The organism is Cyclobacteriaceae bacterium (genome assembly GCA_013141055.1).
Lineage (GTDB): Bacteria > Bacteroidota > Bacteroidia > Cytophagales > Cyclobacteriaceae > ELB16-189.
In genome coordinates, this window is record JABFRS010000002.1 from 986,599 (window position 1) to 998,822 (window position 12,224).

Genomic DNA, 12,224 nt, shown 5'->3' on the forward strand with positions numbered 1-12,224 from the left:
AATTTCAGAATAGGCTGGACGATTCAAAGAACTTGATTTCACGGGCGCGATACTTGAAAAGATTCTCATGGATTCCCCGGATATGTCGTTGAATTTGGGTTTCAGTGAGACCTTTAAGGTAGATCCCTATGGCGAGCTTCCTTTTGGTGCCGTTCAGGTGCGTTATCAGGTGGTCGTCACATTTTGAGAATGAGAATCCGTAAATGACGAGGCCATTGGACGATGCCTTGAACGCATCACGACAAAATGATAGGTACTGATTCTTCGAAATCGTTTCTGCTTTCAGGGCGGCTCTCCCTTCAGAAACAAAAATTGGCAAATAGCCGATATGGACTTGAAGTCTAATCAGTTCAAGGAGCTCCTCATTCCTGGCCCCGCGTCTAATCTTGATTATCCGGTCGTCCTCTTTACGGAGGAAAAGTGCGCCGTGGAGATAGTATATGTTCTTAAAGCCGGTCAATAGCTTATCAGCAAATTCCAGGCGACCGTTTTCTGCCCTGAAGAAGTCCTGATACTTCTTAACGACACTATTGCGCTTTGCCCGGTCAAGGGTAGCAAGCATGATATGATAAAGGAAAGTGTCGTAGTTGGTGGTGTAGATGTCCTCGAACCAGTCGAGCTTTTGCGACAATTGAAAAATTGTATTCGGATCAATCTGGGAGTAGGCTGGGTGTAGATCTTTAATTGCGCCCAACAGTCCAAGTCTCAGTTTCTTCAGGGCCGATTCAAATTTGAGGGTGTCGAGATCAAATGCTTTATTGACTTCCGAACCGTCGACAAGTTTCCCCTGTATCCCTTCGAAATTGGTCATGTTGAATTTCTTAAATATGAGCTGATCGGCAGCGTCGAGGTATGTCAGAAACCTGTCAAACAGGGATCGATAATTCAGAGCTGTGTTAATATTAATAGAAAAGCCGTTGCCGAGGAAAATATCTGCCCCCAGGAAGGAATCCTGAATCTCGCTCCAATGATAAATCTTGATGTCCCCAATAGTTCTCATGATCTCTATAGTTTCTCATCTAACCGTTGCTCCAATTTTTCCTTCAACAGATCGATGAACGTTGTCCGGCCACCCTTTCGAAGGCCGATCTCCTGAAAGTGTCTGTAAAAATTGCCGAGACTCACGTTAAAGAGGTTTTCAAACAGATTAGCGATTTGCTTGATCTCCACCTTTCCATCATTGAATGCCTCCACTTTATGTAAGGCATAGATCAACTCCACTAGATCAGCTTTCTTTGCAGTCCATTTCAGGGGTGAAATACCGGGCTCGTTAACCAACCCTTTGATAAGTTTTTCCACACGACCTCTAATCAGATGGCTCGCGAGTATTCGCGCTAAGGTATTATCGTAGCCGGTCGAGAATCTGGTGTCTATGTCAGGTGCCTTAAATATTGCTTTACCCCGAGTGAAGTACTGCTCGTCGAAATGCGTCGATCCTGAGACACAATAGATGTAAAATTCCTGATGAGCCTTTACAAATTCTTGCTGTTTACTAAGCTGATCGAAGTAATGGAACTTGAGTCGCTCATGATCTACAGGCTCGCTAAGCTTTAGGTCAATTAGACCATCGTAGTAATAGTACTGACTCAGAAATCCAGGCTTCGTCTCTTTGAAGAATGCAACTTCCTCGATCGCGCTCTGAAACTCGTATTTGTAAACAAATTCCTTCATGTCCGAAAGTACTTCCTGAATAGCGACGAGGCTTTTGCTTGACCGTTGAATAAAGTCTGCGTTTTCCCCGGCAATATTTTCAATCTTTGAATTCAACTTGTCTTGGAGTTGAGACGAATATGCATTTATGTCTATGGTTTTCATGGCCTTGTTATTTCAGTTTTGCACTTAGTATCTCCTGGATGTCTTTCTTGATCTTGAAATAATTCTGTTGAATCTCATATTCCGTGATTTGTCGAATTATTGGGATTGGCTTATAGCTAATTTCTTCTGCCCGGATAGCTTCGTGATCATTAATTATCTCGGCATGAAAGACTTTGAGGTCGATCTTTTGGTCGGGGTCGTCTGAGACGGTTCCTACAAACTCCCCGGAGGAAAGGGACGCAATCTTTGAAGGTGGGATAGCGGAATCTAGTTGGGTAGACCGGCTAACGGATGTATCGGAGGCATTCACGGAAACACTCTCACGCTCCTGAACAATCTTTCCAAAACGTTCCGAAAGGAGTTTAGAGGTCTCGCCAACGACCTGCCCGCTGATCACGTTGCCCACAATATTCATAATAACTTCGGCCTGATCACGTCCGTAATCCTTTTTCAACTGACTATAATCCTGTACCGCCAAAGTCGTCGCTACCTTGTTCGCCCTAGCTGTCGCCATCAGGGTATCAATGCCATTGAAGTAGATCGTAGGAAATTCATCGAAAACCAGACTACTTTTTTGCTGATGCTTCTTATTGACCAGCTTTATAACCCTCGATATGTAGAGGGATAGTACAGCACCGTATATCTGCTGCTTTTGGGGATTGTTTCCCATGCAAATGATCTTAGGTTCATCAGGATTGTTAATGTCTAGCGTAAAATCATTACCGGAGAGTACATAGTACAATTGAGGCGAAGACAAACGGGCCATACCTATTTTGGCACTGGCCACCTGGCCTTCGAGCTGCTCCATAGCAGAATTCTTAAAGGCTGATTCAAATGGGTTTATCAGGACTTCTATTTCCGGTTCCGTCCTGAGCAATTTGAAGAGATTGGGATAGTCGAGTTGCATTAGCTCAATGACATGGGGAAGGGTGCAGTATCTTCCATCATTGTACTTTCTAAGAAACCAAATCATTGCGGTCAGGAAGTTGATCGGCGACTCCACGAAGAAATCGCCCTGCTTCTTTATCCAGTCCCGGTTCAATCCCAGGAGGATGGTTCTTGAGGATTCCGTTGCGTCGGTAATATCTGTCATCGTTGCCGGGTCGAGTGGATTACAGCGGTGGTAGATCACATCGAAATTGATCACATAGAATGCAGGTTTGACTTTATACTTTCCCTGATATTTCAAAAGAGCGTTGTAAGCGATCCGCGTCAGGTCGTCGTACTTGAAATCGTACAGGAACATGGTGAAGCCCTTTCGGATGTGCTGGGTAATGATGTGCCTGATTACGAAATAGGATTTTCCGGCTCCAGGCGTTCCGATCACGAGCAGGGATCTGAATGGATTGATCACATTGATCCAGCTTTTTCTTTTCTGACCCTTAAGCGTATAGACGGCTGGGAGGTTAATTGAATACTCATTTTCAAGGAGCCGCTCTTCCTGCGGAAATGACTCGTTGGCCTTGTTGAAAATGTCCTTGCCAAGATTCAGTTTGATCAAACGTGATAGAAGGGTGCCACCGGACAGCATAAGTCCGTATCCGATTGTCGTAATGGCTATGTAAATACAACAGGCCAGACTAGCTCCGATATGAATGAGGAGGATGTAATGCCCGAAAAGAAATATCAGGAGTCCGCCAATGGCTAAGTAAACTGCGAGACGCAAACTGATGGTATCATCCTTTCTGCCCCTGGCACCTACAAGCGAAATGATGAGCAGGGCGAGGGCAAAGCCTTTCGAAGTATAGACGGTATTGAAGAGTCCGGTTCGGGAGATATTTTTGAAAAGATCGTCAGATAAAGAATGTGTCAGTCCCCATGTCTGGAATGCGGCGTAACAATAGAAATAGAAATGAATCAGCATTACGACGATACTCAGCAGTCGTATGAAATCAATGATCTTCTGCAAAGCTTGTTCGTTCTCTCCTGTGTGTGCCATGTGACTAGATTAAATTGACTTTCCCTTTCTCTTTTTCCTCTTTCGTTTCATTGCAGCATCAGGTGACGTATGGTCGAAAGCTTTGGCTTCGGCGAGATCTTCCATTGTCTCCGCAAAACCGAATTCTCTTTCCTTGTCACCTTGACCATTGGAAACGACGACATGCTCAAAGTCCTGCTTGGTGGTCGGGCCTGACAAACCAGTTAGTCTCTCGGTCAATGCTTTGGCTGCGTAGGGTTTCCCCAAATCACTTCCATTGAACACCGCCTTTGTTTCATTATCGACGAAGGTTACTCCGTAGATTCTGCCCTCGTCGTTCTCCCTGAATAGTGTGTAGATATTTTGCTTTTGCAGCGCACCGATGAACGCGCTTCTTGTCAGGGTCTTGCTCCGGCCAAAGGAATCTTCGAAACACTTTATAACGCGCGACCTGTGTGGACCTCGCAAGCGCTCGTTGCCTTTGTACAATTTTTCGAGGCGTGTCAGCGTCGGGCGTCCCACAATTGAATATGCCTTTATCGGAACGCCGGTCTTGTTTCCTTTGCCGTCAAGAATCCTGTATTGCAATCCGCCGTGCTTAAAAACTCTTGAATCCTCTGCTCCTCGGTCCGCTATGATATTGAACTGTCTCAGGACCGCGTTGAATTCAGGAAGTGAGGTGAAGAAATAGGACTGCACCACTTTAGTCACTACGTTCGAGATACTTCTTCGCGTTTCAGATTTGCCGTAGACAATCTTTTTCGCATGATCAGGATTGAGTTCATAGGTGCGTCCTTTCGCTTTCATAAGTCCGTACTTTTTCTCAAGCTCCAACCTTGCCTTCTTCGATTGATTCCAGCCAATGTTGTACATAATGATCCTGCTGCCGTCGCGCTGGATATTCGTGGTGACCACATGGATGTGAGGATGTCCGGCGTCAAAATGCTGATAGACGAGGTAAGGCTGTTTGCCGAAACCGATCATATCCATATAGTCATTTGCTATATCCCTTAATTTCTGTTCGGTTAGTTTTTCTTCGGGATGAAAATTGATGGATATGTGAACAGCCTTTGAAGTGGCCCGCCGGTTCATCTGGCTGAATGCCTCAAGCCCGTTGACTTTGTTATTAAAGGTTAGTTTTTCAACCGGGCGACCGAATGAATTCTCCAGGATGCACTTGGCAACACCTTCCTTAACCTTATTCTCATTGTAGTTGAGAATGGTCAGCATTCGTTTTGCGCTATTGATTACTGTAACCATTTCTTTGAAAGTTCACCGGCAATTGTCAACAGCCTTTCAACTTTGGCACTGACCTGTTTGTATTCTTTATCGATCCGCTGCACATCATAGAATTTCTCCCGTGCGCTGTCGGTGGTGTGGAAGTGGTGCGTGATCTGATTGATATTTTTGCCGATCGCGTTTAGCTCTTTCCTGATCCCTGCCAGTTCGATGGCGGTCGATTCAAGGGAGGCATCGGTATGCTTCCATACTATCTCTTCCCTGTAGAGGATGCTCCTGGTCAGTTCTGTGATAGACCGGCAGTTGCTGTTTGCGAGCCATTCTTTTAGTCGCTTATAAAACGACTCCGATACCCGCAGGCCAATCAGCCTGCTTAGTCTTGCGTCCCTGTCAGCTTTTTTGCGTGTCATAAATTCTGGGATTTTGAGGGGTTTGGAAAGCCGAGTTCCGAGGCTTTCCACTGTAGGCCTTGCAGGGTCTTCAGTACGAATGCGCTAGCATTCGTACATCTTGCCGAAACCAGAATGTGGGTTTCTGACCTTTGGCAAGTCTGAGATTCAGACCTCTTGGAAACTGCCTTGACCATGTTTTTCAGGGGTTGATCTTTTTTCCTGCGAAATGTGGATTATGCTTATGCGCCTCAATCATTTTTTGGAGGTCGTCATAGTCGTAAAAGATGACTCCGCCGATTTTGGTAAAGGGCAGGGTCCCGTTGACGCGGAGGTTCGCGAGAGTGCCTGGAGAAAGACCCAGTAGCCTTCTTATATCACGAGATTTGAGCCACTTTCGTGCAGGCGTGGTTTGTCGTTGTGCGAGGAGATTTTGTATCTCCGCCAGCAGTTCCTGCTTGAAATTTTGCAGGTTTTCGAGAGTGATGATTGTTGTTGCCATAACCGTTTTGATTATGGCTCAAAGGAAAGGCGGGAGTGTTTTCTAAAACAGTAACAGGGGTAACAGGTACCCCGGTAAGTTGTTGAGGATCAATCACAAAAAATTGTTTTCGTGCCGTTTTTTAAGATGCAATTGGCAGCATCTAAACCTGTCGAAAGAAAGGTTCTTTAAATTTCTTTTCGTAGACCTCCATTTGAGTCATTGGGTAGTTTACAACCTTGTTGTCATATCCCACGGACTTCAAAATAAGTACCGCAAGTAACGTATAAAGCCTAAGAGCTATGTAATAGATCTCTGTACTTGCATTTTTGTTATCATTTGTAATACCTAAAGTCAATCGTCCATGTAAAAAGTCGTTTCTATGTTCAATAGCCCGAAGATCTTCTTGTGAAAGCTTAAATTTTAAAAGCTCAAATGGCTTAGTCAGTTTTGCTTTATTGGTTAATTGGTTAATATTCTCAATCCTTGTTTTCAGAATCTTGATACCCTCTGGTTGAAGGCTTTTGCTATTGTCGTCAATGACCTTATTTAATTCAGCCCTTACCTTCTTCGAAATCTTCTTGTCCTGAATTGGTGAAATGGTTTCTTTATTTGTCTCGATAATCAAGTTCGTCAAACCCTCCAAAGCAACCGACATCCCCGCAGGCATAATGACAAGGGAGGCTGCAGTCGCCTCAATGATAAGAAGCAACACGGAAGAGAATTCTAATGAATCATGCGCCCATTGACAGAGCTTAGAGAATTCCTCTCTTCGAAGAGGGCGAAGAGTTTTATTAACCTTGTCGGTGGCTTTGAACTCGCTTCGATCTCGCATTAAGCCAAAGGCGTTGGCATAAATAGGCGAGTACATTGATTTAATCGATGGCCGAAGGTCCGAATAATATACATCTTTGGGTTTTTGCCGGCCAGCATCGTCGTATGTAATAAAATATCCTTCATCTTGTGGCATTGAGCCGGTGACGTATCCGAATGACACTATTGTTGAAAAGCAATAATCAATGAATTTCTCAAAGGAAAGCTTTTGAGAAACATCGAAAATAACATAAGTCGAATTTGTTGCTTTGTCCGAGTACAAGTAGAGGTCCAAGTCCAAATTGGAATAATTTATCCTTATGCAATCTGAACTTCGATGCTTTTTTGTTTGGTATCCGAACAGCGCAATGTAGAAGTGGAAATCAGTCCGTTGCCTTAGCGGGACAAACAATCTATAAAAATTGTTTTCGGTCTTCTTGAACTGACCAATGCTGAAATTTGAAACCGAACCAGATACATTTGAATCAGAGATATTATTAATGAAGACCTTTTCAACATTGAATTCAAAACTATTGGAAGTTAGCTTTACTTCTGCAACGTCTCCTAAATCATATCGATGCGCGTGTTCATCCTCGATGTTGAGCTTGAATCCTCTGTCCACTTTTTTTAAGTAAGCCAGTACTTTGTCGAGGCGACTATTTGACTTATTAATCGTTACGTAGTGATCTTCCTGTAGCTCATTTATCAAGTCCAACGACTCAAAAATATTTTTGTGATTGGGAGTGGCATTTGGATTAATAATTCGTGGCATATTCATGAGATTAGGGTTCTCAAGGATCGAGAATCAATTTACTAAATCTCACGGTTACCTACCTGTCAATCTGCTGAAACCTTCTTGAATGAAATTGAATGATTATTTCCTGGATACAAAAAGTGGGTAGTTATATCTAGAGATAGGGTGTTTGCAGCAATGAATTGATCGTTAGTGAAGGTAGCGGTTTTCGCATCGAAAGTCATTAGAGCTGTTGGGTTGGGGCGATCCTCGTCGTGATCCATGTTTTTCCAGCCATCTTTATCATAGTCATTCAGTTTCCATTTGCGATTTGAGACCTCGAACTTTTGATCGATAGGCTGAATGAAAATTGTGTCACGGATTGTTCGCATCCCAATTTCGGCCCCGGTTTCGGGATTAGTTACTCTCATTGAATATTCCCTTGCATACGTGCCCGAGATATTGTCGGTACCAGTATCACTATTCTTCTTTCCACATGACATCAAACAAATGCCAACTGAAACGATAATACAAATTTCTGTTTTCATAACCCGAATATTTAATTGCTATTTATGTATCCAATCGCCGTGTGAAGGAGGTTTTTAACGGCGTCCTTCGTACTGCTCTCCACATCGTAATATTTTATCCGAAGGCTTTCCGGTGAAATGGTACCCGATCTCTTCGTTTTAACAAATTTTGATAGGAACCGTATAAGTTCGGATACGTTTTTGTTCTGTATGACACCAGATTCGACAAACGCCTTTGTGAAAAGAGCGAATTGCGAAACGGACATATCTAGTTCGACCTTGAAATCATCTTTTTCGGCAGTTGGTTCCTCAATTTGCCGGGCCCGGGCAGGAAGCTTGTTTTGAATAAAGAGAATTTCCTCCCGTAGCCAGTTTGATAAATCCTCTCTGATCGATGGTGAATTGATGTCGTAAGCAACTCCTGGCTGTTGTCTGCTTTGATTTACCTGCTTGAAATAGAATGCTAATGTTGCAGCCGCGTCAGGTTCAAAGTCTGTCTGGATGTGGGCTGTGTAGTATCTAAAGTATTCAGGAGAATTGAAATTCAGGCTTAGTAGGATCGCTTGTATTGCGGCATTCGGTTCTTTGAATGTGGCATCCTCTTTTAGGTTCAACACTTGAGCAACCAGATCCTCGACATAAGACATCAATCGATAGGTAATTCTCATTGCACTCAGAAAGGCACGCGAAGTACTTGTAAGGATGCCAGCCAGGACCGGGTTTATTTGGTTGACAAGTACAAATTCCTCTAACCTGCTTGCTTCCCTGGAAAATCGTTTTACAAACACTGACCTTTTTAATTCTGGCACCTTCGCCTCGACATTAAAAAATGATTTGAATTCCACCTGAATGAAATCAAGAATCCCCTCCACCTGGTCACAAAAAAAGAATGCCTCTGACCTTAACGCGACATTCAACACATTTTTTTTAGGAGCCTCTTGCGTTGCCAAAAGGTATAATTCATCAATGAAGGTGATCAGGCAACTCTGGTGGTAGTGGACGTAGCGCGTTACCTGATCCTTGTCTTGGAAAGCTACCACTTGCATTGCAAATGAATTCCGGACCCTTGCCTTCTCTTCCGCAACGGCTTTCCGAGTATTTGCAAATTGCTCCCCAAGAGAACTCTTGGATTTTATTGTTGAGCTGACTGCATTTCGGATCAAGGATTCGATATTTCTAAATTCATAGTCCAATCGCCCTGCATTTTTCCTTCCCCTGATTTATTGACAACCAACTTGACGATGCAAAATTTCAAGGTTTGACACCGTCATGCAATAGGGAAAATGGCGTAATCGGGTACATACTTCTATGTAGTTTCCCGGATTGGGATAGCAAATTGGGGGATAATTAAGGGTTAATGGACTTGTACATCCCGTTGCTCAAGTTTATTGATCAGTTCAACTTTGTTAGTGGCCGAAACCTTGGAAAAAATATTGGAGACATGGCGGGCTACCGTTTTCTCGGAGATTCCAAGGTCTGAAGCAACGATTTTATAAGGGTGCCCCTTCATGATCAGTCTTGCTATTTCAGTCTCCCTGGACGTCAAATTGTATTTCCCGCAATTCACTTCAATAAGCTTTTCCAGGCTATGCACCCGATCTAGAAGTAGGTCATATTCCCTTCTAGCCTGATGTATCGATGACCGGATATACACTAAGGTCATCACCATGAACCCGGAATTAGTCACAGAATGTTCCAAAACCTGAAAATCTCCGAAAAAGACTATCAACGGTAATGCTACCCAGCATAACAAGGCTATGTAGGCAGATATCACCAATTGGAATTTTATCCTGTCGGAGTATTCCCTCTCCCGGAATTTGTAAATGAACGCACGAGTTGTCGCGCCGATAAAGGCAATACCATAAAGAAACGGGATGACTACGCCCAACTTCCTACTTTGAGCAAGATCACCTGTTATATAGTACGGCACTACAAACAAGAAAAGGAAGGGCACAAAAAGGAATATCAAAGAACCAAAGGTGACAAAGAATTTGAGGCGTCTGAGATTAAATGCTTTATAGTAGTAGTAAACGAAGTACATCGACGTTCCAAATGCAAAGAGGTAAGCCAAAATGGTTTGCAGCATTACCGGGATGGGAATGTTTTGATCGGGAAATAATCCGCTGGTGATGTTGTAAAGGATTACCGAGACAAGGAGGATAAGGTAAAGAAGTCGCTTTCTATCACTCGTTCTTTCCAGAAAATAGATAACCTGGAAGAATAGCATTGCCATCTCGAATACGGTTATCACGAAGGTAACCATGTGCATCTGCGTGCCCATGAAGTTCATAACCAATGCAGTCTATTCTACCTACTAACAAATTCAAGCCTCATAAACCAAACAAAGTCTTCTTAATCACAAAGAGCCTTTTACTCTGCGCATCATGTAAAGGGTATAGGTAAAGTCTAATGTGTTGAAGATCTCAAACCCATGTTTTTTGTACCAAGAAAGATTCTTCTCGACGGACGTTTCAAGGTAAATAGGCCTGCTGTCTTGTCCCTTAATGACCTCATTCAGCAACTGGCTGCCTTTTCCTCTGCCTTGGACCTCCGGTCTGACTCCAACAAACCACAGGTAGCTGAAAGGTTCCTTCGGATGGAACGCTTTGATCTTCGATTCACGGCTCAAGACTTGACCTACCCGGCTTAAACCAATAACGGATGTGGCGAGTTTCACATCCCTTAAAATCGCATCGAGATTTGTCCTTTTACAATCAGGTAGTAGGATCAGCGCGCACGCCTGCTCATCATCTGAAACCCATACCTCACCAAAAGCATTGCAAACATTATATGAATATTCCATTAAGCCCCGGACGCGTTCCTTTCTTCTAGCGTCCTGCTTGACAACATAATTGACACTCTTATTGTCATCAAATGATGCCGCGAGAATATCCACCACTACAGACTTCTTCTCTCCTCCAGTTCTTACCATTTGTTAATTCCTTAGTTACCATATGATAAGAAATTAGTTACCATATGTTAAGTGAACAAAACGTGAAGGCCAACATTTTGCCTAAGTAAATTTAATTTCAACTTGAAAAATAGATTACACCTTATAAGGAGAGTCGCGCCTTTTGGACGATTACTAATGTCATTTACCGACTAGAATACAAAACTTGAGGTTCATGCGGTCGAATAACCATGCTGAGAACACAGATCAACCAATTCATTGAGTTGGGGAGTGCCTTGCCAAATTTTCTTTACCCTCATTTTAGTGACATGACTAGCGAAATCCTGATTGATCCCAACTGGACAAGCCTCAGTATTTCCTTCATATCTTTTTCCATTTCAAGTCGGTCTATTAGCATTTCGTAGTTTTCGGGCGTGTGGGCACCATACTTGCGCTGATCCAAAACATGCGCCCGAACTGAATTTGGCTTTCCCAACAGCCAATCTGTCGAGTGTTGCTCGGTGTTGTAGTTTATTTTGAGCGCAAAAAGTTTATCCCATGACCCTCTGCCGATTGACTCACCAGTACCAACGTTTTCGGAATTTGGATAAATGGTAAGATAATGCTTGTTATCTAGGGGAAGTTCGATCATGTTTTCCGGATCGAATATACTTTGAAATCTCCCTTTCATGCGTCGAATAACGACCGGATTGTCTGAGGTTATAAGTTCCCCATCATCATAAATCCTACTTACCGCAACATTTGCATTGATCTTGATTCTTGTAAAGTCATGCCATGCCTCCAGGTGACTGTGCAGGAACTTCTTTTTATTTTCTATATGGTAGTCTTGGCGAACGTTCTCTTCTTCTCCGTTTTGAACGTCATAAGCCTTTCCATCAAATGTGAATTTTATTCTGCCATTTCCATCCATTTCGTGTTGTGCCCGTTCAAGAGCCGTGTCAAACCTCTCCTCGTGAAACTTTAGAAAACGCGGAGTCCTAAAAAACATGCTCATTACCGTCATTAACATTTTCACCTTCTGCAAAGCCGTCATTATTTTGAAGGTGGGGTCGATCAGCCAATTATAAATTTCGGGATAAACACTATCGACATGCTGCGCGTAGAAGTCCTCGAGGGCGTACTTTTTTGCGCTGTCAGTTTTGGGGATTGTATACAAGTTTTTATTAACACAGATATCTGCTATACTAATAAGTCTTTCTTTCGGCTGCTCGTCAGAACGATACTTAGCCTCAACCATGAACTTATCTTTCTCTGTTTCGAGGGCAAAATTCTTTAGGTAGGATCGCGGAATAAAATGTTGGTGTTTTTTCATATCAAGTGCGTCGTAAAATTTGAAATAAATTTCGACGATCTGAACTCTTCATCGCGCTCTTCTCATCATTTCACGATGATGCCTTA

At 43.2% G+C, this 12,224-nt stretch carries 12 protein-coding genes; all 12 read right to left on the bottom strand.

Translation table 11 applies throughout. The features are described from left to right. Positions 1-4: 4 nt before the first annotated feature. The gene (locus tag HOP08_18925; protein ID NOT77002.1) at positions 5-1,000 is read right to left on the bottom strand and encodes a DUF4917 family protein; all 996 of its coding nucleotides are present in this window, start codon (positions 998-1,000) and stop codon (positions 5-7) included. A 5-nt stretch (positions 1,001-1,005) separates the two neighbouring features. Next, positions 1,006-1,815: a hypothetical protein gene (locus tag HOP08_18930; GenBank protein ID NOT77003.1), complete on the bottom strand. Its 810-nt coding sequence runs from the start codon at positions 1,813-1,815 to the stop codon at positions 1,006-1,008. A 7-nt stretch (positions 1,816-1,822) separates the two neighbouring features. Beyond that, positions 1,823-3,754, bottom strand: coding sequence for a type IV secretory system conjugative DNA transfer family protein (locus HOP08_18935; GenBank protein NOT77004.1), 1,932 nt, complete (start codon positions 3,752-3,754; stop codon positions 1,823-1,825). Positions 3,755-3,763: 9 nt separating this feature from the next. After that, on the bottom strand, positions 3,764-4,993 hold the full coding sequence (locus HOP08_18940; GenBank protein NOT77005.1) for a relaxase/mobilization nuclease domain-containing protein: 1,230 nt from the start codon (positions 4,991-4,993) through the stop codon (positions 3,764-3,766). Continuing rightward, entirely contained in the window at positions 4,981-5,382 is a 402-nt protein-coding gene (gene mobC / locus HOP08_18945) for a plasmid mobilization relaxosome protein MobC (GenBank protein NOT77006.1), read from the bottom strand. Before mobC ends, HOP08_18940 begins: the two co-directional genes overlap by 13 nt. Positions 5,383-5,563: 181 nt before the next feature. Beyond that, positions 5,564-5,863 (bottom strand): helix-turn-helix domain-containing protein, encoded by a 300-nt coding sequence (locus HOP08_18950; GenBank protein NOT77007.1) that lies wholly within the window; start codon positions 5,861-5,863, stop codon positions 5,564-5,566. A gap of 142 nt (positions 5,864-6,005) precedes the next feature. After that, positions 6,006-7,427 carry a hypothetical protein gene (locus HOP08_18955; protein NOT77008.1) on the bottom strand — a complete coding sequence of 474 codons (1,422 nt, stop codon included), beginning with the start codon at positions 7,425-7,427 and terminating at the stop codon, positions 6,006-6,008. A 65-nt stretch (positions 7,428-7,492) separates the two neighbouring features. After that, positions 7,493-7,936 (bottom strand): hypothetical protein, encoded by a 444-nt coding sequence (locus tag HOP08_18960; GenBank protein NOT77009.1) that lies wholly within the window; start codon positions 7,934-7,936, stop codon positions 7,493-7,495. 11 nt (positions 7,937-7,947) lie between these two features. Then, positions 7,948-9,078, bottom strand: a complete 1,131-nt coding sequence (locus HOP08_18965; protein NOT77010.1) for a hypothetical protein — start codon at positions 9,076-9,078, stop codon at positions 7,948-7,950. Positions 9,079-9,269: 191 nt separating this feature from the next. Then, a complete protein-coding gene (locus tag HOP08_18970) occupies positions 9,270-10,148 on the bottom strand; it encodes a helix-turn-helix transcriptional regulator (GenBank protein ID NOT77011.1) in 879 nt (292 codons plus the stop codon). A 123-nt stretch (positions 10,149-10,271) separates the two neighbouring features. After that, a complete protein-coding gene (locus HOP08_18975) occupies positions 10,272-10,847 on the bottom strand; it encodes a GNAT family N-acetyltransferase (GenBank protein ID NOT77012.1) in 576 nt (191 codons plus the stop codon). A 274-nt stretch (positions 10,848-11,121) separates the two neighbouring features. Next, a complete protein-coding gene (locus HOP08_18980; GenBank protein NOT77013.1) occupies positions 11,122-12,138 on the bottom strand; it encodes a DUF4238 domain-containing protein in 1,017 nt (338 codons plus the stop codon). Positions 12,139-12,224: the final 86 nt, after the last annotated feature.